The sequence below is a fragment of the Pseudomonas sp. LBUM1641 genome, assembly GCF_059716235.1.
The window spans coordinates 679,211-705,673 of record NZ_CP166815.1; the positions used below are offsets into that span (position 1 = coordinate 679,211).

Annotated in this window: 18 protein-coding genes; 10 read left to right on the plus strand and 8 right to left on the minus strand. The window is 60.6% G+C overall.

Going from position 1 to position 26,463, the window contains the following annotated elements:
• The first annotated feature begins 33 nt into the window (after positions 1 to 33).
• The gene (locus ACA046_RS03025; protein ID WP_459025743.1) at positions 34 to 522 is read left to right on the plus strand and encodes a C40 family peptidase; all 489 of its coding nucleotides are present in this window, start codon (positions 34 to 36) and stop codon (positions 520 to 522) included.
• A 1-nt stretch (position 523) separates the two neighbouring features.
• Here ACA046_RS03025 and ACA046_RS03030 read toward each other — a convergent pair whose 3' ends face one another.
• Both ACA046_RS03030 and ACA046_RS03035 read right to left on the minus strand, forming a co-directional pair.
• Positions 524 to 1,156, minus strand: coding sequence for a TetR family transcriptional regulator (locus ACA046_RS03030; protein WP_017478372.1), 633 nt, complete (start codon positions 1,154 to 1,156; stop codon positions 524 to 526).
• A 151-nt stretch (positions 1,157 to 1,307) separates the two neighbouring features.
• Positions 1,308 to 1,757 carry a hypothetical protein gene (locus ACA046_RS03035; protein ID WP_076018022.1) on the minus strand — a complete coding sequence of 150 codons (450 nt, stop codon included), beginning with the start codon at positions 1,755 to 1,757 and terminating at the stop codon, positions 1,308 to 1,310.
• Positions 1,758 to 2,125: 368 nt separating this feature from the next.
• On the opposite strand from ACA046_RS03035, the gene ACA046_RS03040 reads away from it, so the two are divergent.
• Positions 2,126 to 4,195: an AsmA family protein gene (locus tag ACA046_RS03040; RefSeq protein ID WP_497675882.1), complete on the plus strand. Its 2,070-nt coding sequence runs from the start codon at positions 2,126 to 2,128 to the stop codon at positions 4,193 to 4,195.
• Positions 4,196 to 4,332: 137 nt separating this feature from the next.
• On the opposite strand, the gene ACA046_RS03045 is transcribed toward ACA046_RS03040, so the two are convergent.
• Positions 4,333 to 4,863 (minus strand): ferritin-like domain-containing protein, encoded by a 531-nt coding sequence (locus tag ACA046_RS03045; protein ID WP_459025748.1) that lies wholly within the window; start codon positions 4,861 to 4,863, stop codon positions 4,333 to 4,335.
• 99 nt (positions 4,864 to 4,962) lie between these two features.
• A complete protein-coding gene (locus tag ACA046_RS03050; RefSeq protein ID WP_497675883.1) occupies positions 4,963 to 5,874 on the minus strand; it encodes a LysR substrate-binding domain-containing protein in 912 nt (303 codons plus the stop codon).
• 124 nt (positions 5,875 to 5,998) lie between these two features.
• Between ACA046_RS03050 and ACA046_RS03055 the strand changes: the two genes are divergently transcribed.
• Together ACA046_RS03055 and ACA046_RS03060 are read left to right on the plus strand one after the other, a co-directional pair.
• Positions 5,999 to 6,640, plus strand: coding sequence for an FMN-dependent NADH-azoreductase (locus ACA046_RS03055; protein WP_497675884.1), 642 nt, complete (start codon positions 5,999 to 6,001; stop codon positions 6,638 to 6,640).
• Position 6,641: 1 nt separating this feature from the next.
• Positions 6,642 to 6,947 (plus strand): DMT family transporter, encoded by a 306-nt coding sequence (locus tag ACA046_RS03060; RefSeq protein ID WP_459025754.1) that lies wholly within the window; start codon positions 6,642 to 6,644, stop codon positions 6,945 to 6,947.
• Here ACA046_RS03060 and ACA046_RS03065 read toward each other — a convergent pair.
• Positions 6,940 to 7,836, minus strand: coding sequence for a DMT family transporter (locus tag ACA046_RS03065; protein WP_459025756.1), 897 nt, complete (start codon positions 7,834 to 7,836; stop codon positions 6,940 to 6,942). The genes ACA046_RS03060 and ACA046_RS03065 overlap by 8 nt on opposite strands.
• Before the next feature lie 97 nt (positions 7,837 to 7,933).
• Here ACA046_RS03065 and ACA046_RS03070 point away from each other — a divergent pair, with 97 nt between their 5' ends.
• From ACA046_RS03070 to ACA046_RS03080, 3 genes are all read left to right on the plus strand, one after another.
• Positions 7,934 to 8,722, plus strand: coding sequence for an AraC family transcriptional regulator (locus tag ACA046_RS03070; RefSeq protein ID WP_459025758.1), 789 nt, complete (start codon positions 7,934 to 7,936; stop codon positions 8,720 to 8,722).
• Between the two features lie 71 nt (positions 8,723 to 8,793).
• A complete protein-coding gene (locus ACA046_RS03075; protein ID WP_017478381.1) occupies positions 8,794 to 9,108 on the plus strand; it encodes a PsiF family protein in 315 nt (104 codons plus the stop codon).
• A gap of 191 nt (positions 9,109 to 9,299) precedes the next feature.
• Positions 9,300 to 10,313, plus strand: a complete 1,014-nt coding sequence (locus tag ACA046_RS03080) for an AI-2E family transporter (protein ID WP_076018014.1) — start codon at positions 9,300 to 9,302, stop codon at positions 10,311 to 10,313.
• Between the two features lie 134 nt (positions 10,314 to 10,447).
• Here the strand turns inward: ACA046_RS03080 and ACA046_RS03085 are convergent, their stop codons facing one another.
• Entirely contained in the window at positions 10,448 to 11,716 is a 1,269-nt protein-coding gene (locus ACA046_RS03085) for an Hsp70 family protein (protein ID WP_497675885.1), read from the minus strand.
• Between the two features lie 288 nt (positions 11,717 to 12,004).
• Between ACA046_RS03085 and ACA046_RS03090 the strand changes: the two genes are divergently transcribed.
• Together ACA046_RS03090 and ACA046_RS03095 are read left to right on the plus strand one after the other, a co-directional pair.
• The gene (locus ACA046_RS03090) at positions 12,005 to 12,952 is read left to right on the plus strand and encodes a DnaJ C-terminal domain-containing protein (RefSeq protein WP_497675886.1); all 948 of its coding nucleotides are present in this window, start codon (positions 12,005 to 12,007) and stop codon (positions 12,950 to 12,952) included.
• A 2-nt stretch (positions 12,953 to 12,954) separates the two neighbouring features.
• On the plus strand, positions 12,955 to 13,263 hold the full coding sequence (locus ACA046_RS03095; protein WP_088425943.1) for a chaperone modulator CbpM: 309 nt from the start codon (positions 12,955 to 12,957) through the stop codon (positions 13,261 to 13,263).
• Positions 13,264 to 13,268: 5 nt separating this feature from the next.
• On the opposite strand, the gene ACA046_RS03100 is transcribed toward ACA046_RS03095, so the two are convergent.
• Complete coding sequence (locus ACA046_RS03100; protein ID WP_497675887.1) at positions 13,269 to 19,193, minus strand: NEL-type E3 ubiquitin ligase domain-containing protein; 5,925 nt, start codon at positions 19,191 to 19,193, stop codon at positions 13,269 to 13,271.
• A gap of 296 nt (positions 19,194 to 19,489) precedes the next feature.
• Here ACA046_RS03100 and ACA046_RS03105 point away from each other — a divergent pair, with 296 nt between their 5' ends.
• Positions 19,490 to 24,661 carry an NEL-type E3 ubiquitin ligase domain-containing protein gene (locus ACA046_RS03105; RefSeq protein ID WP_497675888.1) on the plus strand — a complete coding sequence of 1,724 codons (5,172 nt, stop codon included), beginning with the start codon at positions 19,490 to 19,492 and terminating at the stop codon, positions 24,659 to 24,661.
• On the opposite strand, the gene ureC is transcribed toward ACA046_RS03105, so the two are convergent.
• Complete coding sequence (ureC, locus tag ACA046_RS03110) at positions 24,658 to 26,358, minus strand: urease subunit alpha (RefSeq protein WP_309254712.1); 1,701 nt, start codon at positions 26,356 to 26,358, stop codon at positions 24,658 to 24,660. The two genes, ACA046_RS03105 and ureC, sit on opposite strands and share 4 nt — an antisense overlap.
• Between the last annotated feature and the right edge of the window lie 105 nt (positions 26,359 to 26,463).

Here is a 26,463-nt window from a genome sequence, read left to right on the forward strand (position 1 = left end):
TCCGCTCCGTGTTTAATTCTCAGCGGTTCCATCATGTACAAGTCATTTTTCTGTTTAATCATTGTCAGTTTGTCGCTCACCCTTTCATCCGCCTCGGCCAATCTCCAGCGGGCCCCGGCATTTGCCCCGCGGCCTTCTATCGACAACGTGATCGATCGTGCCCATGCACTGCTGGGTACGCCCTACAAGTGGGGCGGAACCTCGGTGCGGCAAGGCTTCGATTGCAGCAGCTTCCTGGTGTACCTGTTCAAGACCGAAGCCAACATTCATCTGCCCCGCACGACTTCTGCGATGCATCGCTCAACGGCAGCCACGATCAAGCGCGATGCATTGCAACCGGGCGATGCGGTGTTTTTCAGGGGCAATGGGCGCGGCCAGGTCAGTCACGTCGGCCTCTATATAGGCGAGGGCAAATTCATTCACTCGCCCCGCACCGGCAAAAGCGTGCGCATCGACTCACTGGCTAACAGTTACTGGAACAAGAACTACACCACCGCCAAGCGTTTCCACGCCGTGCGATGAGTTATTCAGTGCTGCCCAGGCCTTGCCAATGCTTGAGGCCAATGAAGATAAAGCGCAGTTGCTGGGTGATCTTGGCTTGAGGCGTGAGGTGCGCAGGCAGCGCTTCGGCGGGCGGGTCGATGATGTCGGGCAAGGTGGCGAACACGCTCTTGACGATCAGGTCGGCCATTACGTGCAAGCCGTCGGCATCCAGGTGCTGGAGCTTGGGCATCAGGGTCAGGTCGGCGGCGAGGTCGCTGGTGATGTCCTCGCGCAGGGCACCAATGGCTTGGCGAACGGCGAGGCTGCCACCGTATTGCTCGCGGGCCAGGAACAGGAATTGCGAACGGTTGGCGGCGACCACATCCAGGAAAATCCGCACTGAGGCATCAATGATGCCGCCCATCACGAATTCATTGTGGCGAACCAGGCGAATCGTCGCGCGAAAGGTCTGGCCGACTTCACTGACCAATACCAGGCCCAGCTGATCCATATCGGCAAAGTGACGGTAGAAACCGGTGGGCACGATGCCGGCGGTCTTGGCCACTTCACGCAGGCTCAGGCTGCCGAACCCACGGCCACACTCCATCAGATGGCGGGCTGCGTCCATCAGGGCGAGTCGGGTCTGTTGCTTCTGTTCGGCACGGGGCAGCATTGGCAGGCGGGCTTTGTGGACAAGGACAGCGACGCACTCTAGCAAATCAGCTTTGCCAGCGTCGAACTTCAAAAGGGAGAAGGGCGTTGCGGTTCACACAAAGTCAAAGCCCGATCGGGTGATCGGGCTTTTTTCCAGGGCCAGCACGGGCTTAGCTCTGTGCTTGATGCAGTTCTTGCAGACGGTCAGCACCGCCTTCAGCTACAGAACCGGCGTAGGCACGTTCGTTGGCTTGCTCAGCACCGCCTTCAACCAGACCTTTCTGTTCCAGGCGATCACGGCCACCTTCGGCAACAGCGTTGCGTTCCATCAGGCGATCAGCGCCACCTTCAACCAGGCCTTTCTGTTCCAGACGATTACGGCCGTTTTCTACAACACCTTCGGTGTAAGCGCGTTTGTTGGCGTTGTCCGAACCGTTTTCAGTGATGCTGCCGTTGTAGTCGGTGTTGTTCTTGTCCGAAGCACCGCTGCGCGCCAGGGTTTGGCTAACGTGGGAAGCATCGGCTTTCACTTGTGGGGTGGCCTGTTCAGCAGCTGGCAGGGCAAATGCGCTGGTGGCCAGGACGGAAAGTACAAAGCTTGCGAGTAATTGGCGTTTCATGATGGGTTGCTCCTTGGGAGGGCGATAAATTGGGTACAGGGCTAATGCTACTCTTGATAAGTCGATATAAAAGTTCATAAACACAATGGTAATAATCAACAGAATTGATTGTTCTCGCCGAGGGCTCTATCTCGCAGGTCTCAAGCCCGCGCTTTTGCACCGTGGTGGGTATTTTCGACACGACCGTGGGTAACAACGGTGCGTGATTGATGATTGAAACTGTCTGATTGGTCAGGAAAGCCGGTTTTGAGGGCTAATTCATCAATGGGGTTAAACCCCAGCGCCGTTTGTCAGTCGTAGCCATATAAGCTGTAGTCAAAACGCGCGCCGCAATGCGCCCGCTCAGTCGTAACCTGGAGTCCTGTGCAATGACGCGCACTCGTAAAATTCTCGCCTGGAGCTGCGCCAGCTTCGTTCTGTTAATCGCCATTGTGGTGTTGGTCCTGGTGTTCTTTGACTGGAACCGGATCAAGCCGCCGCTCAACGCAAAGGTCTCCGAAGAGCTGCATCGACCGTTTGCCATCAATGGCAACCTGGCAGTGGTTTGGCAGCGCGAGCCCGATGAAGGCGGCTGGCGCGCCTGGATTCCGTGGCCCCATGTGATTGCCGAAGACCTGACCCTGGGCAACCCCGACTGGTCGAAAACCCCGCAGATGGTCACCCTCAAACGCGTGGAATTGCGCGTCTCGCCCCTGGCGTTGCTGGCCCAGCGCGTGGTGATCCCGCGTATCGACCTCGCCGAACCGAGTGCGCAGTTGCAGCGCCTGGCCGATGGCCGCGCCAACTGGACCTTCAAGTTCGACCCCAAGGACCCGAACGCTGAACCCTCCAACTGGGTGGTGGACATCGGCGCGATTGGTTTCGACAAAGGCCACGTGACCCTCGACGACCAAACCCTCAAGACCCAACTCGACGTAGTGATTGATTTGCTTGGCAAGCCAATTCCCTTCGGTGAGATCGTCGGTGATGCCGACGCCAAGAAAGCCCTGGAAAAAGGCTCGGCGCCGCAGGATTACGCGTTCGAGCTCAAGGTCAAAGGCAAGTACCACGGCCAGAAGCTCGATGGCACCGGCAAGATCGGTGGACTGCTGGCATTGCAGGACGCGGCCAAGCCGTTCCCGCTGCAAGCCCAGGCCAGGATCGGCGACACCAGCATCGCGCTGGCCGGCACCCTCACCGACCCGATGAACCTTGGCGCGCTCGACCTGCGCCTCAAGCTCTCCGGCAGCAGCCTGGGCAACCTGTACCCGCTCACCGGCGTGACCTTGCCGGATTCGCCGGCCTATTCCACCGACGGCCACCTGATCGCCAAATTGCATGAGGCCAGCGGTGCGTCGTTCCAGTATGAAAACTTCAACGGCAAGATCGGCAATAGCGACATCCACGGCAACCTTGGCTATGTCGCCAGTCAGCCACGGCCCAAGCTCACGGGCGCGCTGGTTTCCAACCAACTGTTGATGGCCGACCTGGCGCCGCTGATTGGTGCCGACTCCAACGCCAAGCAAAAAGCCCGTGGCGGCGAAAGCAAACAGCCGGCGACCAAGGTGCTGCCGGTGGAAGAGTTTCGCACGGAGCGCTGGCGCGACATGGATGCCGACGTCGAATTCACCGGCAAGCGCATCGTCCACAGTGCCGAACTGCCGTTCACCGACCTTTATACCCACCTGGTGTTGAACGATGGCCAGTTGAGCCTCGAGCCCCTGCGTTTCGGCGTAGCCGGTGGCAAGCTCGACGCGCAGATTCGCCTCAATGGGCGCACCACGCCGATGGAAGGCCAGGCCAAACTCACCGCACGTAACTTCAAGCTCAAGCAACTGTTCCCGACCTTTGAACCGATGAAAACCAGCTTCGGTGAACTCAACGGTGACGCCGACATTTCCGGTCGCGGAAACTCCGTCGCGGCGCTGTTGGGCACGTCGAACGGCGATCTGAAGATGTTGATCAACGACGGCGCCATCAGCCGTAGCCTGATGGAAATCGCCGGGCTCAACGTCGGTAACTACGTGGTCGGCCGCCTGTTTGGCGACAAGGAAGTGAAGATCAACTGCGCGGCGGCGGACTTTGGTATCAAGTCCGGCCTGGCGACGACTCGTCTGTTTGTGTTCGATACCGAGAACGCGATCATCTACATCGATGGCACCGCGAACATGGCCAGTGAGCAGCTTGATCTGACGATCACGCCAGAGTCGAAAGGCTTCCGCTTGTTCTCCCTGCGCTCGCCGTTGTACGTCAACGGGCCGTTTATCAAGCCGAATGCGGGCGTGAAGGCGGTGCCGCTGATGCTGCGTGGCGCGGGAATGGTTGCACTGGGTGTGATTGCCGGCCCGGCAGCAGGCTTGCTGGCGCTGGTGGCACCGAGCGGCGATGAGCCGAACCAATGTGCGCCGTTGCTGCAACAGATGAAGGAAGGCAAGGCGCCGAAGACGGTGAAAGGCTAGCTGACAAAGCAGGGAACCAAATGTGGGAGCGGGCTTGCTCGCGAAGGCGGTGGATCAGTCAAGAATGTTCCGACTGATCCACCGCCTTCGCGAGCAAGCCCGCTCCCACATGGGTTTTGCGGTGTTCGTTGTGTTAGTTACAGGTCCTGCAGAATATCCGCCATGTCATCGGCGTGTTCTTCTTCCTGGGCCAGGATCTCTTCGAAGATCCGGCGAGTAGTCGGGTCTTTATCGCCGATGTACTGGATGATCTCACGATAGCTGTCCACCGCAATACGCTCGGCCACCAGGTCTTCGTAGACCATTTCCTTCAGCGTATTACCGGCCACGTACTGCGCGTGGGAGTTTTTCGACAGCAGGTCGGGGTTGAACTCCGGCTCGCCGCCCAACTGCACGATGCGTTCGGCGAGTTTGTCGGCGTGTTCGGCTTCCTGGGTGGCGTGCTCGAGGAATTCCTCGGCGGCGACATGCGCCTTGACGCCATTGGCCATGAAGTAGTGGCGCTTGTAGCGCAGCACGCACACCAGTTCGGTGGCCAGCGATTCGTTGAGCAGACGCAGGATTTCCTGGCGGTCGGCGTCATAGCCTTCAGTCACGGCACCGTTTTCGACGTTCTTGCGGGCGCGCTCACGTAAGGTGGCTACGTCAGACAAATGTGAGTCAGTCATCTCATTCTCCTGGTACTAATCCGGTTTTGCGCCACGCTCTGCCGGCGTGATCGCTCATTGGTTGTGAGTCCCAGGCAACCCGAAAAGTTTTATCGGATTTTACAGCGCGTGTCCCGATAGCCGCGCTTCGTCCTGCAACCATTCAAAAAACGCCCGGACCGGCGGGTGTCGTTCACGGCCCGGCACGCACAGGGCGCTGTAACCGGCGCCGTCGACATGGACCTGTGGCCGGTAAGGCACCAGTAAACCGCTGGCGACGCTTTCCGAAACCAGGATATTGCTCGCCAACACCAGGCCCTGGCCGGCAATCGCTGCTTGCAAGGCGTAGTGCTCTTCGTCGTATTCGCGCAGTGGCGAGGCGGATTGCAGCCAGTCTTCCCCGGCTTTTTCGCACCAGGCCTGCCAGCCCAGGGCGTACAGCTTGGAGTTGTGCCAACGCACGCTGATCAGGGTCGGGGTGCGTTCGCTCGCCAGGGCGACCTGTTCGGGGGAGCCATACACCGCGAAGCATTCGTCGAACAGGCATAAACCGTACAGGTTCACGTAGTCGTCGATGCTGTAGCGGATCACCAGGTCGACGCTGGCGTCCTGCTGCAAATCGACCACGGCGCAGTGGGTGTCCAGGCGCAGGCTGATATCCGGATGGGCGGCATAGAAGCGGCCGAGTCGCGGCACCAGCCAAAGAGCGGCAAACGCCGGCGTGGTGGAGAGCGTGAGATTGCCGGCGCTGCGCTGCGGGCGCAGGGTGTCGACGCTTTGCGCGACGTCCAGCAGCGCGCCGTGCAGGCTGTGGAACAGGCGCTCGCCGCGTTCTGTAAGTCGCACCTGGCGCGGCAGGCGCTCGAACAGTGGCACGCCGAGCCAGGTTTCCAGGGAGCGAATCTGGTGGGACACGGCCGTCGGCGTTACCGACAGCTCCTGGGCGGCGGCCTTGAAGCTCAGCAGGCGCGACGCCGATTCAAAGGCACGCAGGGCGGTCAGGGGCAGCGAGGCAAACATATGAGGCTCCATGGATGAATTCAGATCATCCAGAACAACTATTGCTCATTTGTGAGGTAAGCCAGGCATCTCTAGATTTGTGGGCAAGAGAGGCGGCCAGTCAGGTTGCCTGAGTCTAGCGTGTGAAGGCCTACAGATGAAAAAAATGCTTGCGATCCATTCCAGCCCCCGCGGCGAACGTTCCCACTCCCGGCGCCTGGCCGAGGTGTTTCTAGGCGCCTGGCACGCCGCCAACCCTGACGCGCAACTGAGCCGCCGCGAAGTCGGCCGTGCATCGATTCCCCATGTCAGCGAAGCCTTTATTGCCGCCAGTTTTCACCCTGAGCCGCAGTCGATGCCCTTGTCCATGCACGCTGATTTGCAACTGAGCAATGAGCTGGTGGCCGAGCTGGTCGAACACGAACTGCTGGTGATTTCCGTGCCGATGTACAACTTCGGGATTCCCAGCGGCCTCAAGGCCTGGGTCGACCAGATCGTGCGCATGGGCCACACCGTGGACATCACCCAGGACAGCCAGGGCATCGCCCAATACCAGCCGTTGCTGTTGGGCAAAAAGGCGCTGATCATCACCAGCCGCGGCGGCAATGGCTTTGGCCCGGGTGGGGAAAACGAGGCGATGAACCACGCCGATCCGCACTTGCGCACCGCGTTGGGCTTTATCGGCATCGAAGACGTCACGGTGATTGCAGCAGAAGGTGAAGAGTCCGACCCGAGCGTGTTCCGTCGCTCCTGCGATGCGGTCGAAGGGCAACTGCGCGATCTGGCCGGGAGCTTCTGAGGTGTCCTGGCTCTTCCTGCTGATCGCTGCCGGGTTTGAGGTGATCTTCGCCATGGGCATGAAGTACGCCGACGGCTTCACCCGGCTGTGGCCATCGCTGATCACCGTCATTGCAGCGGTGGGCGGGATCTATTTCCTGACGCTGGCCATGCGTGAACTGCCGGTGAGCGTGGCCTACCCGATCTGGACCGCCATTGGCTCTCTGGGCACGGTGTTTCTCGGGTTTGCGCTGCTGGGGGAGAGCCTGACGATGATCAAGCTGGTGTCGGTGGGCTTGATCGTCGCCGGCGTGGTCGGCCTTAAGTAGTTTCAGGCACGCTGACATTGCTGCGAACCGGAGTCGTCCAGCGCTCCGACAAAATCACCCCGCCCAAGGTCAGCAAGCCGCCCACCAGGTGATACATCGCCAGTTGCTCCTTCAACACCACTGAGGCAATCAACGCGGTGATCAGCGGCAGCAGATTGAAAAACAGCGTGGTGCGGCTCGGGCCGAGGGTCTTCACCGAATGCATCCACGCCAACGGCGCGAGCATCGAGGCCAGCAGGCAGGCATACAGCACCAGCGGGATATTCGACCAGCCAAGGCCGGCCTTGTCGGAGAACAGGAACAGCGGAAACAGCACCACCACCGCCACCAGCACCTGCAAATACAGCAACACCAGCGGTGGCAAACGCAGCTGCCACTTTTTCAGCAGGGTGCTGTAGACCGCGTAGGCGAGGGTGGCCACCAGCATCATCGCATCACCCATATTCAGCCCGTGTTGCAGCAGCGCGCTGAGACTGCCGGCGGAGACCACCACCGCCACGCCAGCGAACGACAGCACGGCACCGGTCAGGGCGCCGAATGTCAAGCGTTGGCCAAGGCTGATGATTGCGGCGGTGAGGGCCATCAGCGGCATCAGCGAGAGGATGATGCCCATGTTGGTGGCCGAGGTCAGGTTGGCGGCGTAATACGCCAGGCTCTGATACACCGCCATGCCCAGCACGCCGAGGATAAAGATCTTGCCCAGCTTGGGACGAATCAGCGACCAATTGGCGATGACAGGTTTGAGCATGAACGGGGTAAACAGCACGCCGGCCAGCAGCCAGCGATAAAAGCCGATCTCGGCAGGGAAAATTGTCCCCACCGCGAGTTTGTTGACCACGGTATTGCCTGCCCAGATAAAAATGGCCAGTAACGGATAAGCGTATTGCATCGAAAGGAACCTGTTACGTCTATGAGGGGCGATTATCCTTTGTCTGGATCGAAGCCTATACTTCGATCCAGCCATCCGACCTTTGTATCCAGACAATATGCTCAAGAAGTACATCAACCTTCCCGATTTCGATCAGTTGCCGTCCCCGGTGTACTTCCGTTATTCGGAGTTCGAGGCCGACACCCATGCCAGTGCGCACCAGCATGCCTGGGGCTCCCTGGACTACTCGGCCCGAGGCGTGATGCGTTTTGAAGTCGCCGGCAGCCGCTTCATGTCGCCGCCGCAATACGCGGTGTGGATCCCGCCGAATACCCAGCACAGTTCCTACAATGCCCAGGCGGTTGTCTATCGCTCGGTGTACCTAGCGCCCACGCTGTGCGAGCACTTGCCGGCGCAGCCGTGCACCCTGACCATCAGCGATATCCTCAAGGCGATCCTCAGCGATTTCGCCGAGCGTGACGTCAACATTCCCGAGAATGAAGCTGATGTGCGCCTGGCCCAGGTGCTGGTCGACCAGCTCCGGCAGGCCCCGGTGCACGATTGCTTCCTGCCGTACGCCAGCCATCCCGGGTTGCTCAGCGTACTGGAAGGCATGCAGGCCGACCCCGGTGATAACCGCGCGCTGGCCCAGTGGGCGGAGCAGGTACATGTCAGCGAGCGCACCTTGGCCCGGCAATTTGCTCGTGAACTGGGGATGAGTTTCGGCGAATGGCGCCAACGCCTGCGCTTCCTCGCGTCCATCGAAGCCTTGGACAGCCCGCGCAGCGTCCAGGAAGTGGCGTTTGACCTGGGCTACAGCACCGCCTCGGCGTTTATCGCGATGTTTCAGCGCCAGGCCGGCTGCACCCCGGAGCAGTACCGACGGACGAATATTCGTAGCAGGTGAACGTGTAACAAGGTTTGACTACACTGCTGGGGAGGCCGTGCCCCTCGGCACGGTAACAGGGAGAAAACTCCATGAAGATGCTGCGTATTCCGCTGTTGATGATGGGCTTGCTGTTGTGTTCCCAAGGCTTTGCCGCGACTGCCGCACAGACGGCTCAGCAACAAAAAATGACCACTTGCAACGCCGAAGCCAAGACCAGTGGCAAAACCGGTGATGATCGCAAGGCATTCATGAGCACCTGCCTCAAGGCCGCCCCGGCCGCCAACGACGCCAAGACCCTCACGCCACAGCAGCAAAAAATGAAAGACTGCAACGCCACGGCGAAAACCCAGGCGCTGACCGGCGATGCACGTAAAACGTTTATGAGCACCTGCCTGAAGAAATAATAGCCGGGTGCCATAGAAGGCTGCGACACTCGCACACAGCCCTCTGTTGTCTTGTAGGAGCGAGCTTGCTCGCGAAGAACGTCAACGAAAACGCGTTGATCCTGAATAAACGTGGCTTCCTTGCGTTTTTCGCGAGCAAGCTCGCTCCTACAAATAACAGCATCTTTTAACGCCGTTCGTTTTGAGGCTGTATGCCAACGTTTTCTCAGCGTCACGTGTTGTTGTTGGTCAGTTGCGTGCTGATTTTTGGCGGGCTGCTGCTGGTTTTGCCGTTGAAGTTGCTGCCGAGCCTGCTGGCCGGGCTGCTGGTGTACGAGCTGGTCAACATGCTCACCCCGCAGTTGCAGCGGCTGATAGAAGGCCGGCGTGCGCGCTGGTTGGCGGTGGCGTTGTTGGGGACTTTGATCGTCAGCATCCTGACCCTGATCTTCGCTGGGGCCATCAGCTTCCTGCTGCACGAAGCGGAAAACCCGGGGGCTTCCCTCGACAAATTCATGGGCGTGGTTGACCGTGCCCGCGGCCAACTGCCGCCGTTCCTCGACGCCTACCTGCCGGCCAGCGCCGCCGAGTTTCGCGTGGCCATCGGCGAATGGCTGAGCAAACACCTCAGCGAATTGCAGTTGGTGGGCAAAGACGCCGCGCACATGTTCGTGACCTTGCTGATCGGCATGGTGCTGGGCGCGATCATCGCCCTGCAACGGGTGCCGGACGTCACCAAGCGTAAACCCTTGGCTGCTGCGCTGTTCGATCGCCTGCACTTGCTGGTCCAGGCCTTTCGCAACATCGTCTTCGCCCAGATCAAAATCGCCGCGCTGAACACTGCGTTCACCGCGATCTTCCTCGCGGTGGTGCTGCCGCTGTGCGGGATTCACCTGCCGCTGACCAAGACCCTGATCGTGCTGACGTTCCTGCTGGGCCTGCTGCCAGTGATCGGTAACCTGATGTCCAACACCCTGATCACCATCGTGGCTTTGTCGCTGTCGATTTGGGTGGCGGTGGCGGCGTTGGGCTACCTGATCGTGATCCACAAGGTCGAGTACTTCCTCAACGCGCGCATCGTCGGCGGGCAGATCAGTGCCAAGTCGTGGGAATTGTTGTTGGCGATGCTGGTGTTCGAAGCCGCGTTCGGCCTGCCGGGGGTGGTGGCGGGGCCGATTTATTATGCGTACTTGAAGAGTGAGTTGAAGCTGGCGGGGATGGTTTAGGCATTGATGTTGCCTGGACTGGCCCCTTCGCGAGCAAGCCCGCTCCCACATTCGGCTGCATTCCAAAGCTGGAACTCGGTCAAATGTGGGAGCGAGCTTGCTCGCGAAGGGCGCGCCACGGTTTCAGCTAAAACTCAGTAGCCGTACCGCTTGCTGGCCTCAATCGCCAGACCACTGCCAATACTGCCAAAGATATTGCCTTCCACGTGCTGCGCATTCGGCAGCATCGCCGAGATACTGTGGCGCAGCGCCGGAATCCCGCTGGAGCCCCCGGTAAAGAACACAGTGTCCACCTGGGCCACGTCCACCGAGGCGTCGTTGAGCAACTGGGTCACGCTGTTGCGCACCCGCTCCAACAAGCCATCGATGGCCGACTCGAACAATGCCCGACTCAACTCCACGCTCAACCCTGGCTCGACCCGGTCCAGCAGCACATGGCGGCTGTCCTGCTGGGTCAGCTGGATTTTGGTCTCTTCCACTTCCATCGCCAGCCAGTGCCCGGCGCGCTGTTCAATCAGGTTGAACAGGCGGTCGATGCCGCCGGTGTCCTCGATGTCGTAGCGCATGCTGCCCAGCGCCAGCTTGGATTTCTGCGAGTACACCGAGTTGATGGTGTGCCAGGTGGCCAGGTTCATGTGGTGGCTGGTGGGCATGTAGGCGCCGCTTTTCATGCGGCTGCCGTAGCCGAACAACGGCATCATGCCGGCCAGCGAGAGTTGCTTGTCGAAGTCGGTCCCGCCGATGTGCACACCGCCGGTGGCGAGGATGTCGTCGTGGCGGTTGCCGATCTGGCGACGCTCGGGCGACAGGCGCACCAGGGAGAAGTCGGAGGTACCACCGCCGATGTCGACGATCAGCACCAGCTCTTCTTTCTCGATGGTGGACTCGTAGTCGAAGGCCGCAGCGATTGGCTCGTACTGGAAGGAAATGTCCTTGAAGCCGATCTTGCGCGCCACGTCCACCAGGGTGTTTTCGGCTTCCTGGTCGGCCATCGGGTCATCGTCGACGAAGAACACCGGGCGGCCCAGCACCACTTCGTCAAACTCACGCCCGGCGGTGGTCTCGGCACGGCTCTTGAGTTGGCCGATAAACAGCGCCAGCAGGTCGGTGAACGGCATGGCCGTGCCCAGTACGCTGGTGTCGTGCTTGATTAGCTTGGAACCCAGCAGGCTCTTGAGCGAGCGCATCAGCCGGCCTTCGTAGTTTTCCAGGTACTCGTGCAGGGCCAGGCGACCGTACACCGGGCGGCGTTCTTCGAAGTTGAAGAACACCACCGACGGCAGCGTGATCTTGTCGTCCTCCAGCGCGATAAGCGTTTCCATGCCGGGACGAATCCAGCCGACGGTGGAGTTGGACGTGCCGAAGTCGATACCGCAGGCACGGGCTGGGGATGGGTTTTTCATGTCAATCGGGTTCCGGTTGAAAAACGGCCGCGCAGTGTATGCCACCCGCGTGCAGATGCGTAGGCCGACTATCCGCTAAATACAGCGGACTTGTTACCTTGAAAGCCCGGGCTTTGCCCCCAAATCCTCCCCATACGGTTGGTGGCTGCACGATTCTGCCCGCAGCGCCGATAAACTTCTGACGCACCCTTCGGTCACACGATTGAGATCGGTCAATCCAGACGCCGCAAACAGGCGCATGCTGTGACGCTGGCAGTGCGATATCGATAATGGATGGTGATGCCCCCGATGGACTTCAAAGACTATTACAAGATTCTCGGTGTAGAACCCACCGCTGACGACAAGGCGATCAAGGCCGCCTATCGCAAGCTGGCGCGCAAATATCACCCGGACGTGAGCAAGGAAAAGGACGCCGAAGCCAAGTTCAAGGACGCGTCCGAAGCCTATGAAGCGCTGAAAAGCGCCGACAAACGCGCCGAATACGACGATTTGCGCAAATACGGCCAGCATGGCCAGCCGTTCCAGGGCCCGCCGGGCTGGCAGAGTCGTGGCGGCTACGGTGGCGGTGGCCAGGACACCGGCGACTTCTCGGACTTCTTCAGCTCGATCTTCGGTTCGCGCGGCAATGGTTTTGGTGGTGCCCAGGGCCGCAGTGCCGGGCGCCGAGGGCAAGATGTGGAAATGGAACTGCCGGTCTTCCTCGAAGAGACCCTGTCCAACGAGTCCAAGCAGGTCAACTTTCAGGTGCCGCAATACAACGCGGCCGGCCAGCACGTCAGCAACACCACCAAGAGCCTGAACGTGAAGATCCCGGCCGGTGTGGCCGACGGCGAGCGCATCCGCCTCAAGGGCCAGGGCGCGCCGGGGATTGGCGGGGGTGCCGCGGGTGATCTGTACTTGATCATCAAGTTCGCGCCACACCCTAAATTCGATGTGGAAGGCGAAGACCTGATCATCACCCTGCCGCTGGCCCCATGGGAGCTGGCGCTGGGCACGGAAGTGGCGGTGCCGACCCTCACCGGCAAGATCAACCTCAAGGTGCCGGCCGGCAGCCAGAACGGCCAGCGCATGCGCGCCAAGGGCCACGGCTTGTTGAACAAGGCCGGGCAGCGCGGTTACCTGTTTGTACAACTCAAGGCGGTGATGCCGAAAAACACCGACGAAGAGGTCAAGGCGTTGTGGCAGGAACTGGCACAAAAAGCCGCCTTCGACCCAAGAGAATCATGGAGTAGCTAACGATGAGCAATCCCCGTTTGGTTCAAGTGAACATGGCAGAATTCTGTGAGGCCACCGACCTGTCGGTGGCCTACGTGATCGAAATCGTCGAGCACGGCATTGTTGAACCAGTGGGGACGAGTCCCGAGTCCTGGCGCTTTACCGATTACGAACTGGCCCTGGCCAAGCGTGCCTCGGCGCTGCAAAAGGACCTGGAGCTGGAATGGGAAGGCGTCGCCCTGGCGCTCGACCTGCTGGAGGAAGTCCAGCAACTGCGGGCCGAGAACCAGATGCTAAAGCAGCGCCTGGGGCGCCTTGTGCAGAACCCCTGAGTCATTCAGGTGATGGTGCAAACCTCCTGACCTTCGCAGGGTTGAAGCGAGCCCGTCCAGTCGCGGCGGGTGAGTGACTCGGCAAGCTCCGCCTGTTTGATCAACCATTGTGCCTGCAGGTCCTGAGCCTGGGCCTGATACTGCGCTTCACTCAAGTCTGCGCCCAGGTGCTGCTCGAACAGGGCCTGCTCACTCACCCGGAAGGGTTCGGCAAGGGTTTCGAACGACTCCGGGTAGCGGTTTCGGATAAACGTTTGCCAAAAGTCCCGACCCAAGAGCGATCTCAGGTAAGGCTCGGTGTTATCCATCCGTTCTATCCTGGCCGCAGTAGCGTCGAGCATCGGTTGGGTCACGCCTCCCGAGGCGGTGTAGCGGGCCGCGGCCGGTTGGCCGGGTAGCCCCAGGCGTTTGGTCAAGCCCATGCGATAGGCCAGGCGTATTTCGATATCCTCCAGGTTGCGGATTTCTTCGAGCTTTTCTGCTTCCGATTGATTGGACAGGCGAATCTGGCCCTCGCGAATACGGATGTCCTTGCTGGCCGTCATTTCAACTTGATCCAGGCGGAAAAGGCCCTTCGCGAGTTCCATCAATGACGGTCCCGCCTCGCCATCGCCGGCTGCGTGCGTGGCTTTCCAGGTCATCATTTTTATTTCCATATCACTGAACACCAGCGCCGCCCGGTCACCGCAGCGGGGGTCGCCCGCCAGGTTGAACAGCTCTTCACGCAAGTCTTCGTCCTGGGCCGCGTCGAGAAGTTGCCACAGGCGTGACTGCAGGTCCGTGTAGCCGCCGCGGTACTCCGCCGAGTCTTTCAGGTTATCGAGTATGTCGAAGAAGGTTTGCGACCCGGGTTGTTCGGCAATCGATGCCCAGAGGGTGCGTCGGTACGTAATCTGCCGGGAAGACAGCCCATTCATCCAGTGCTCGAATGCGGGCTGCGGGACGTCGTCCGCACTCGGCGACTGTGGGGGCGATTCCGCGGCTGGCACGGGTTCCGGTGCCCGATAGCGCAGGCTACCCGACAATCTGCCGGCCTCGGCCTCAGGGTGGCGTGAAGCAACATTCAGCCAATATTCATTCAGTTGCCCCTGAGCGTCTGCGGTCAGCGGGTTTCCGTGGATAAACGTCACGTTGTTGGTCCGGATGGCAGACGCTGCCCGCTCCGGTACCGGGTTGACCTGTGAGGCCGGCAGCGTCGTGATGCGGTTGTCACGCAGGTCGACCACGTCCAGCGTCTGGTATGGCCCCAAGCCTTGGGGCCATTCGGTGATACCGGTGTTTCTCAACATGACCCCGCTCAGGTTCGGCAGGGTACTGAAGTCGGGCGTGCGCGCCAGCGGGTTACCGCTGAGGTCGATGAGCTTGAGTGTGGCAAGGCTTTCCAGCACACGGGTGTCGGCCTCGGTCAGGGACAGTTGATTGCCCTGAAGGTGCAAGCGGGTGAGCCCGTTCATCCTGCTCATGGAAGGCGGGATAGAACGCAAGTCACACCTCGACAGGTCGAGCCAGCGCGTGTGGCTGAAGTGTCCGAGAAACTCATCCAGGCCGTATAGCGATCGCATGCTCTGCAGCTTGATCGAGCCGACGTGGCTGAAATCTGCCTCGAGCACCGGTAAGTCGCCGACGCTTAAACCGAGCGCCTCAAGCTCGTAGCCGATGGCCGTACCGTCTCTGGCCAGGGCTTTGGGGGTCAAGCGCTGCCAGCATAGCTTCAGGGCTTGGGCAAATTGCTGACGTTGAGTGCTGTCGCCCACCCGAATGCTGTTGCTGGCGCCGTCGACCATGAACCGTTGCGCGGCCCAGGCGTCCAGGTGGGTTTCCAGGGTTTGCCATTGGGCTTCCAGGCGCGTCAGCTCGGCCTCTACCGCGTCGGTGCGCAGTACGAACTGCTCGTTTTCCGCTTCGCTGAAGCCGGGGAACAGAGTTCTGATCCGCAGCATCTCATCAGTGTTGCTCATGGGAACCTCAAACGCACCCGGCACGCCGCCATTGCGCCAACCCGAGCGGGTTTGCGACAGGCGAGTGAGGTAGGCGCGCATCTGCTGATTGGCTTGGGGGGTGAAGGGGTTGTTGTTCAGGCGTGTGATGCGGTTGAGCTGAATGCTGGCTTCCACCGCTTCGGGAGGTGGGTGAAGCAGGCTGTCGGGGAGGGAACTGAGTTGGTTGTCGGCCAAGTCGACCAGGCGCAGCTCTGGCATGCCCAGCAAGCCAACGGGCCACTGGTCGAGCCGGGCTTGCCTTAGCCTGAGCTTGTGCAACTGGGGCATGGCACTGAAGTCGGGCAGGGTGCCCAAAGGGTTTTCGCTCAGGGTCAGCTCTTGCATCCGACTCAGGCCGGCGAGTTTGCTGGCGCTGGTTTCGGTCAGGCGAATGGCATTGGCGGACAGGTCCAGGTGGGTCAAGTCCTTCATCGCCGTGATTGCTTGTGGCAGCTCGGTCAGCGTCCGTTGCACGGGGCCGCCCACGTGCCTGAGGCTCAATCGTTTTACGTTGGGGAAATGGCTGAGGAACAGCTCGGCACTGTCCGTGAACGTCACTTGATCGAGAGCCAACTCCTCGACATGGGCAAAGTCTGCGCTCAAGTTCGGCAGCTTCACCAACGCGCTGATCTCAAGCCGGCGCCCGTTGGTTTCTCCGCTGCGGTCGGCGGTCTGGCGCCGCCAGCAGCTCTTGAGCGCATCTGCGGTCGCGCGCTCCCTGGCGCCTGGGTTTGGCTCCAGTGGGTGTTGGCTCCTCTCGTTTCGCGTGCTGCGTTCAACCCAGCCCTTCAGTTCCTGTTTGAAGGTGGCGTATTGGGTTTCCCGGCGCTTCAATTCGTCGCGTACGTCGCTGCCGTGGGTTTCGATGAAGGCATTGACCTGTTCTTCGCTGAAGCCGGGGTACAGCTTGCGCACCCGGGCCGGCGTGCTGCGCAGGCGGTTGAGGTTGAGTAACGGGGAGCCACCGCGCAGCAGCGGGTGTCCCGCCAGTGGTTTCCTGAACACCGGGTATTCCAGCAGTACCGGGCGAAAAGTCTTCCGGGCCAGCGGCATTTCCTGCACCCGCTGCTTCAAGCTGCCGGCGTCGAGCGCCACCTCACCCAAGGCTCGCCGTTGGCCTTGGGTGAGCTTCGCCAGGATGGCGCCGTAGAGGTTGGTTTCACCGAAGGATCCATCTTCACTCACCGCCAGTACGGTGGATGGCACGTTGGACAGCGGCCCGATGGCATCGAGCAGCGGCCCGCGTTCGTTGCCCAGGCGGATCTCCACACGCAGGTCCGCCTGCCAGCCGGGCAAGGTTGGCAGGGTATGCAGCGCCAGGCGCCGACTGTCCTGGCTCTCCAGTGCGTCCAGATAGAGGCCTTCGTAGGCCCGTGTCATTCGCACCTGTTGTTGGCATTCACGGGCCAGGCCAGTCAGGTTTGGCGACAGGCTTGCGTGTTCGCTGAACGCAGTGACCTCGGCCGCGCTGGCAGTTTCCAGTAGTTGCCTGGCGACGTCGGCGGGCAGGCCGGGGAACTTGTCTTTGAGTTGTTGCACCTGCGGCGATCGGGTCACATCGTGGGCGCGGTAGTCGGTGTCGAACAACGACGTTCGGCTGTCCCTGGCGGCCTGGGCAACTCCCCGGCGCCACTCGATTGCCTGCTCATCCAGGGCCGGCTGGCGACTGCCGGGCAGCGGTTCAGGTTGATAACTCAGCCCCTGTTGCTCGATCACCCGCTCGCTCAAGGCGCTTTCCGCCTGGGTGTAGACCAGCGGGTCATCGCTGCCCATTTGTGCGATAAACGTGTCGATCCGTTGATTGATGCGAAAGCGCGCCAGGCTGTCGGCCAGCGTCGCCGGCAAGGGTTGCTGATCGGCGTGCAGTTCGCGCAGTTGTTCAGGCGTGATGCCATTGGAGACCCGCACATGCTCCAGTTGCGCGTCGCTCAAGCCCCGGGTGCGATGACCCAGGCGGCGCATCAGCAGCGGCCCATCCCAGGTCAGCGGTTCTTCGCCCTCATGGGCCCAGGCGCCCTCACCGTTATGCGTTATTTCAGGCGCATAGGCGTCTGGCCGCGTCGGGTGCTGTATGCGGTACGTGTCGCTGTGGGGTTCGTGCTCGAGGGCATAGAGCTGATCGTCGAGGGGGAGCAGCGGCTGCTGGTCGTGACTGTGCAGGCCCAAATCATCAAGCACCGCGTCCTTGGGCAGCACGACTGCACTGCGGTAGGGGGCCAGGTCGGGTCTCCACAAACGTTGCGTACCGTCGGGCAGCCTGACCGGTTTGAGCGTGCTGACCAACGTGGGCGTCGCGGGCGCGGCCAGCGCTTGCAAACCTTTACCGGCGCCAGCCAGCAAGGCGATGAGCGCAAGGTTCTGGGCCACATCGAGTAAGTGCTGCCGGGCGGTTTCCCGGTCACCTTCACTCCACTCTATCGAGCCCTCGAACGTTTCATACAGCAGCTGTCCCGCCATGGCCGCCATCATCAATTCGCTCAGCACCGGGACGAACATCAGCGCCAGGCCCAGCACGGTGGCGCCGCCCTCCAGCCAATGGGCGTTTTTTGCTGCGCGCACCCGGGCGTCGACATCGGCAGTGGGGACTGCCTGGGTTCGTGCGTCGCCGAGGAGCTTGTCGCGGCCGTGCTCAAATAAATCGACCCACAGGTCGACGTTGGTGGCCCACAAGCCACGCCTGGAAACCACGGACAAATAGACGTCGGGTTTTTCGGCCGGTACCCGCGCGCTGGGTTTGGGCGGCGGAAGCTCCTGGGGCAGGCCCAGTGTTGTGAGTGTCGGGAAGGCGACATGCAGCACCGTGTGGGTCACTGGCGAGCGGGCAACGGCATCGGCTATGGCCCGGGAGCCTGACGCGGGCTGGGTGAAACGGTTGAAGAAGGCAGGCTTGTCGGCTTCAGCGAAAAACTGGCTAAGAAACCGCTGATAGCGGGTGGGCGCGCTACGGCCCTCGCTGACGGTTTCGCTTGGCTGCTTGTCTGGCGCCAGCAGTTGGCGATTGAGCTCTTTTCTCAGGTCGTCAAAACTGTCGTAGCGTTTGAGCGGGTGTTCCGGGTCATGGGGTATGTAGAGGATGAACTCGTCGGCATAGCGGTATTTTTCCACCGGGGTGAATGCAACGCAGCCCTTGAGCGCGTGGTTCATCAGGCTCAGGCAGGCAAACCATACCGGCTTGCCGCCCAGCGTCGGGTGGCGTTCGCCGCCGATGACCTGAAGTATCATGATGAAGTCGTCGGAACGAATGTCCTGCTTGAGCAGCGCCTGATACGCCGCCGCCCTGAGCGCGTCCTTCTGGCTGGTGATGACGGCATCACGCAGCGCACCGTCGTCGGCGGGCAGCAGGGTCGCCTTGAGGTGTGCCTGGTAACGTGCGCCAACGTCCAGCGTACGGCACAGCGTTATGAACCTGGGGACGGTCAGGGTTTGATTGATACCGGGGGCAGCGCCCTCCCTGTCCAGGTGCTGGGTGAACCCCGAGGAAGCATCAAATGCCCCGGCTTCGGCTTCACTGGCTTCAAAGTTGTGTAAGGCCGCCTGTAGAAGTGAAACCTCCATGACCGTGTATCGACTCACCTCGATGCCCAGAGTGCCGAGCTTCAACGGCTTATAAAGCCGCAGGTAAGTGGCTTCGACGTCTACTTCCAGATTGAATTGGCTTTTAAGGGCCTCATTCAGCAGGCGGGCCGCGAATGTGTTGAGTGGCTGTATGGGGGCCAGGTGTTTATCCGCCACGAGTTGAGACTTGAAACTCGTTTCGTTGAACGCTTTCAATGTTTTGCGCTGTAGCGGCGACACGTTGTCCGTCCACCGCGCCAGCTCCAGATTTGCCTCTTTCAACGCGTCGAGCCGGTGGGGCGGCGCCTGTATCAGCCACGGCGCGATGGCCTGGCGAATAACGAGACTGTTGTCGTCGAGCGACGCGTCGCTGGCGACAGAGGGAGCATCCTGCATGGGGCATTCCTTTGAGTAAGCAAAGTAAAAAGCCTACTGAAAACCTTCGCAGATTAATAAGTCGAAAACCCGCTCGGTAGCGTGCAATAGTTAGTGCAGTCGCGGGAAATTACGCATGCATTGACTAGCGGGATACCACCCGGATTTATCTCGTTGGCACCAGGCATGTTTGTGCTGTGGCCCGCATGCTTTTGCTTTATCCAGGGGGCGTGGCAACCTCATTCAAATAGCTACCGCCGAGTACCGGGTGGGACTGACTAAGGTCATCACCTTTATCCCCTTCAAGGTACTCGGATATGTCAGCACCTCAAGCCGTCCCGCCCCCTTCGCCGGGCCGTGTCGGGCGCCACGATGAACAGATCAAGGCCGCCATTCCCCAGAGCTTGATCAAGGCATCGCCTTCATTGCGTGCCGCGATCTTGCGAGTCAAGCCAGAGGCTTTCACGTGGTACGACGCCACTACCCAGGCACAAAAGGACCAACTGAAAAGCCTGTTTGACGCAAGTTTCCAGTCGCATACCGCGATGGAGAAAATCATGTGTCATGTGCAGGGCGCCAGCGAGTTCGGCCAGCCGCTGTTGGAGGCTGCGTTGAAAACCAACGGGTATGATCTGGACGTACACCAGACTTACTTGCGGCTCTACGTACCGGATACGGAGTCGTTGGCTGGGGTGCGCACCGGGTTCAAGGTCAAGACGTTATCCTTGATGCAGGCAGCATTGAATAATTTCGAGGCCGATGAAGCGCAAGCCGGCTTTTTCGACGATGTCTCGGGCTTTGTCACGGCTCCCGATGCCCGCGGTCATTTCGAGCGTCACAGCACCAGCTTGAGAATCGAAACCTTCGCCCAGCTATGTCGCGATCTGGACCTGGGCAAGCGGTACCAGGAGCACCTCGCCACCTACCTGACCCCAGCGGAGACCGTCTCGCGCAACCTGCTGCGTCAATCCTTTATCACCCACCAGAAGGATGCCTTCAAGGCTGCGGCCTACATGGCACTGCTCAAGGGTGATATCGGCAGTGACGATCACAAGTTACTGCTGCGTATCGCCAATGGCGAGCGTCGCATCAGGCTCGACGCAAAGCAGGTCTGGCTTCGCTGGCCCGGCATGATGAACCTGCAGCTGCATGGCTGCATCATGATCGACCCATGCGAGGAGCATCGGTTTGGCACCTGGTTTATCGTCTACATTCCCGACCATCCCGAGCACCCCATCAAACGTTATGAGTGCTTCGCCGACTTCGAGGAGGAAACCACCCGCGAGCTGACGGCATACAAGCCTGAGGATTACCGGGACAGCAGAGGGGTTCCGGTCACGGCTCACCAGCAGTTCTTTTCGCGTTTCATCGGGAAAAAATCCCTCGCTTACTATTACTCGCGCTTCAGTGAAAAAAGGGCCGACGAACCAGGCCGGACAGTCGCCCTGGGACCCGATGCCCAATGGCGCGAGTACTGGAGAAGAAGGTCGACTGGGGAGCTCAGTGCGATCAACGCGGTCATCAAGCACCCTCGACATGTCAGCCGCACACCGCAGGAAAGTCCTGACCTGAACCTCGGTGGCTACCCGATCAAGGGGATGTGGGTTGACGTCGATATCTGGAAAGAGCTGTATGCCGACATGCGCAAACGCGCCTTCAACGATGCCTTGATCATGGCGGTACCCACGGCCTCTACCGACGCTGCAAGCCGCGACCGGCGGATGGCGCATTTGATGAACATTGGCCTGTTCGCGCTGAACCTCGTTTCAATGATCATTCCTCCGTTGGGAGCGGTCATGGCGGCGGTCACCGCCGGGCAACTCCTTTTTGAAGTGCTGGACGGCGTGATTGAACTGAGCGAAGGCGACAGGGAGGCGGGCTGGGCCCACATTGGCGGCGTCCTGGAAAATCTCGCGCAGCTGGCGGTGGGGGGCGCAATACTGCACGTGACGGTGTCGCCCTTTATTGAAGGGCTCAAGGCCGTCAGGCTACCGAACGGCGAGGCGCGCCTGTGGAAACCCGACCTGTCGCCGTACGCGCAGGACATCCCGCTGCCTTCCGGCTCGACTCCAGATGAAGCGGGCTTGCATACCCTCAATGGACGCCAGGTGCTGCCGCTGGAAGGCAATCACTACGCCTTGAGCGCGCAAGCCGAGCCCGGTACCTATCGGATCCAGCATCCTCACCGGTCGGGTGCTTATGAGCCACACATCGCCAGCAATGGTTCGGGCGCCTGGGTTCACGAAGCGGATCAGCCGCTGACGTGGCAAGGCCCGCGGCTGATGCGTCGGCTTGGCCATGCCATGGACGGCCTGAGCGATATTCAGTTGGAGCAGGTGCGCAGGATCAGTGATATCGATGAAAGCGTGCTGCGCCGGCTGCATGCGGAGAATGAGCCGACGCCCGCTATCGTGCTTGATACGGCGCGGCGCTTTCGGGCCTACGAAAACGCCAGTGGCCTGCAGGCGCATATCCTTGGCGGGGCGCTGCCGGCCGACCTGGCTAGTTACGCGGCGTTGTTGATGGTGGAGATGCCCGGTTGGCCGTCCGCCAAGGTCATCGAAGTATTTGAGGGAAGCGGCGATACCCGGACCGCCGTCCGGTATGGCAATCCCAACCCTGGCAGGACGGACCTGATCAGCATCAGTCGCAATGACCTGATCAGCGGCAAGTTGCCGGCGCGGATCATCGACGTGTTGCCCGATGATCTACTCAAAGGCCTGCTCGGCCAGCACCTGCCTAACGAGTCGGTGTCACGTGCCCAAACGTTGAAAGAGCGGCTGGGGGATTATGCAAAACAGTCCCTGCGCCGGGTATTCGACAGCCTCTATCTGGGGCGCTCGACGCCTAAAAGCATAGAAATTCAGGTATTCGAGCGGGATTTTACTGACCTGCCCACGCGCATGGCCCAGGAAATTCTGGACAATGCCACCGCCAAGCAACGGGAGAGCCTGGTCAACAACCGCAAGATACCGCTGGAGCTGGCGCAAGAAGCGCGCCTGAAACTCGGGCAAGTGCGCCTCGCCCGAGCCTATGAGGGGCTCTATCTGGATGTACTGGCCAATGCCGACACCGAAGTGCTGGTACTCAACACACTGGAGCATCTGCCCGGTTGGCGTAACAGTATGCGCATTGAGGTTCGCGAAGAGTCCCAGTACGGGCGTATTCGTGCCAGTTACGGCCCACCCGACTCCGCAGGTCGCAAGATCCTGGTACGGGTGAGTGACGGGCAGTATCAGGCTTTTGACGCTGAAGGTAGCGAGCTGCATGGCATCGACAGCCTTTACAGTTCCTTGCAGCACGCGCTGACGGACGCCCATCGCCAAGCCTTGGGTTTGCCTCACGTGGGGCAAGGTACGCAGTTGAAGGTAAAAATCCAGGCACATGCCCTGTCGCACAGTGCCTTGCGCAAGGCATTAAAGATGCAGCACCTTTCCCCGTTCTTTAAACCGCCATCGCTGTTGTCGGACGGCAGGCGTGGGTATCCCTTGAGTGGGCACGGCGGCTCGGTACTGGAGCAGGGCATACAGTCACGTATTCGCTTTTTGTATCCCGACATCACCGCCGAAGAAATTCTGGAGTTGCGGCCCACGCGCAACCCCCTCATTGATAATTGGTTAATAGAGCTTGAGAACGAATTCAGCGCCCTCACCCAGACGCTTCGGCGTTGGAGGATCAGCGCCCGAGAAGGCACCTCGGCGACCGGCCCGGCGGCGGACCGGATCTATCGGGCCAGAGGGAGGATAATCAAGGTCATCGATGCGGCATGGCGAAGAATCGGACCTCGACATATTGATGCGAACGGCCAATACCTCGGCCAGGCAATCCGGTGGCATGACGTCGAGCTACTTCAGCAGTTGCGCACGCTGCCGCAGCTGCCGGCCGACTTTAGCCATGTCACCAAGGTATCCCTGAGCGAAATGTTCGTGACGAGTGAGGATCTCGATGGGTTTGTTTCCAACTTTCGCGGGCTGAAAAGCTTGTCCGTGGAGGCCTGTCGTTTGACCCGATTGCCGCCTGCCATCGAGCATATGCCAAAGCTGAAGAAGCTTTATTTAGGGGGCAATGAGATTGTCCTGAATCAGCAAAGTGTCGAGATGCTGAGCAATCTGAAACAGCTCGAGGAGCTGGCATTGGAAAACAATCCCTTGGGCTTGCCGCCGGACGTGAGTCGCATGCCGGATCTATGCCAGCTGTGGCTGGCCGGCACTGGCTTGGAGGAGTGGCCCGCCAGCGTGTTTCTCATGAAACGACCGCGCAATTTCGCACTGGATTTGCGTGATAACACACTTGCCCGCGTGCCCGTGGTTGAGCCTGGCTCTGATGACGCGCTGATCATCGCGCGCACCACAGTCTCCCGTGAGCGGATGAGTGAGGACGACGTGCGTGCGTTAAGGGCCTATATCGAGGCTTCTGGCAACGATCCAGATCGTCACTTTCCACCCAGAGGCGAGGCTGACAGCAAGCTTTGGAAAACGGGTTTGACCGAAGAAGAGTGGCAAGCCAGGCAGACACTGTGGCAGAGGCTGGAAGATACCTTTGGCTCCGAAGCTTTTTTCAATGAGATTCGTGCCTTGGCCAAATCCGCGGATGCGGTCGTTGAGGGCGGACGCCACCTGCCCGAGTTGACCGAAAAAGTCTGGCGAATGCTGGAGGCCATGGGGGAAGACGCCGAGTTGCGTGGGGAACTGTTTCGTATGGCGCAGGCTCCCACCGCCTGTGTAGATGCAGGCGCGCAGTTGTTCAATGCCATGGGGGTTGAGGTGTTGTTGCGATCGGCATATGCCAGTGACGACATCAATCTGGTCAGGAGGAGCGTGTTCAAGCTGGCCCGAGGCAAATGGCGGCTTGATGAGTTGGGGCGAATCGCTCATGAGCGCGTCGCAGAACTGGTGAGTCAAGGGGTGAGGTATCCGGAGTATGACGCCGAGGGCAGTTTGGTGATTCATTACGACAATGCGGGCAATGCGGTCTCGCCTATTGATGAAGTCGAGATTTACCTGGCGTATACCGCCCACCTGTCCACCCGCCTGGAGTTGCCGTGGCAGGCTTCCACCATGCTGTACCGCGAAGACTATGTTACGGCCGCCATGGTGGAGGCGGCATACGAGCGGGTGATAGCCCTGGACCAGGGGGAACAGCTCAACACCAATCTGCTTGAGCAGCCGATGTGGAGCAGCTTTTTGCAGCGGGCCAACCAGGCCGAATACGCGGCAATCGCCAGGAAATTCGAGGCGCTGATCGACTACGAGGATGCGCAGACGCAATGGGCCCGGGATGGCGGCTTGTCTGACGCAACCAAACAGACCCTGCTCGAAACCATCGACAAGACCGTCGCAATCCTCGGCCGTTCACGCACTGACAGCCTGCCGGGAACCGTCATGACTCAGGCTGAATACGACGTGTCGTTTGCCAGCATCGACAGCGAGCTCACGACGCTGAACCGGACACTGACCGATCAGGCGATCAGTGCCATTCTCGGGGACTAGAACAAGAAGTAACGCTGCGCCATCGGCAACACATCCGCTGGCTCACACCACAGCAATACCCCATCGGCCTTGACCTGATAGGTCTGCGGGTCAACCTCGATATCCGGCAGGTAATCGTTGTGGATCAAGTCGGTTTTCTGCACCGCGCGGCAACCCTTGACCACGGCGATCTGCTTCTTCAAGCCCAACTGCTCGGGCAAACCCGCCGCCAACGCCGCCTGGCTGATAAAGGTCAGGCTGGTGGCGTGCAGCGAGCTGCCGAAGCTGGCGAACATCGGGCGGTAGTGCACCGGCTGCGGCGTTGGGATCGAGGCGTTGGCGTCGCCCATCAGGCTTGAGGCAATCGCGCCGCCCTTGAGGATCAGCGTCGGCTTGATCCCGAAAAACGCCGGGCGCCACAGCACCAGGTCGGCCCATTTGCCCACTTCGATGGAACCCACTTCATGGCTGATGCCGTGGGTGATCGCCGGGTTGATCGTGTACTTGGCGATGTAGCGTTTGGCGCGGAAGTTGTCGTTGCCTTCGCCGTCTCCCGGCAGCGGGCCGCGCTGTTTTTTCATCTTGTCGGCGGTCTGCCAAGTGCGCGTGATCACTTCACCGACGCGGCCCATGGCCTGGCTGTCGGAGCTGATCATCGAGAACGCGCCGAGGTCGTGCAGGATGTCTTCGGCGGCAATCGTCTCGCGGCGGATGCGGCTTTCGGCGAAGGCCACGTCTTCGGCAATGCTCGGGTCCAGGTGATGGCAGACCATCAACATGTCCAAGTGTTCGTCGATGGTGTTGCGGGTGAACGGCCGGGTCGGGTTGGTGGAGCTGGGCAGCACGTTGGGGAAGCCGCAGGCCTTGATGATGTCGGGCGCGTGGCCGCCACCGGCACCTTCGGTGTGATAGGTGTGGATGGTGCGGCCCTTGAAGGCGGCGAGGGTGGTTTCGACAAAGCCGGATTCGTTGAGGGTGTCGCTGTGGATCGCCACCTGCACGTCGTACTCGTCGGCGACGCTCAGGCAGTTGTCGATACTCGCCGGCGTGGTGCCCCAGTCTTCATGGAGCTTCAAGCCAATGGCGCCGGCCTTCACTTGTTCGATCAACGGCTCCGGCAGGCTGGCGTTGCCCTTGCCGGTGAAACCGATGTTCATCGGGAACGAGTCGGAAGCCTGGAGCATGCGCGCCAGGTGCCACGGGCCGGAGGTGCAGGTGGTGGCGTTGGTGCCGGTAGCCGGGCCCGTGCCGCCGCCGATCATGGTGGTGACGCCGCTGGTCAGTGCCTCTTCGATTTGCTGTGGGCAGATGAAGTGGATGTGGGTGTCGATGCCGCCGGCGGTGAGGATCATGCCTTCACCGGCAATCACTTCGGTGCTGGCGCCGACGCAGATGGTCACGCCGGGCTGGATGTCCGGGTTGCCGGCCTTGCCGATGGCGAAGATACGGCCGTTCTTCAGGCCGACGTCGGCCTTGACGATGCCCCAGTGGTCGATGATCAGCGCGTTTGTGATCAGGGTGTCGACCACCTCATGGGCGAGCAGTTGGCTCTGGCCCTGGCCGTCACGGATCACCTTGCCGCCGCCGAATTTCACTTCTTCGCCGTAGACGGTGAAATCCTGTTCGACTTCGACGAACAGCTCGGTGTCGGCCAGGCGGACCTTGTCACCCACGGTGGGGCCGTACATGTCGGCGTAGGCTTGTCTGGAAATCTTCATGTGTTTAGTTCCTTGATCGTTCCCGATAGGTGGCGAGGGAGCTTGCTCCCGCTGGGCTGCGCAGCAGCCCCAAAAGCCAGGCACCGGGGTGAGTCAGAAAGATTG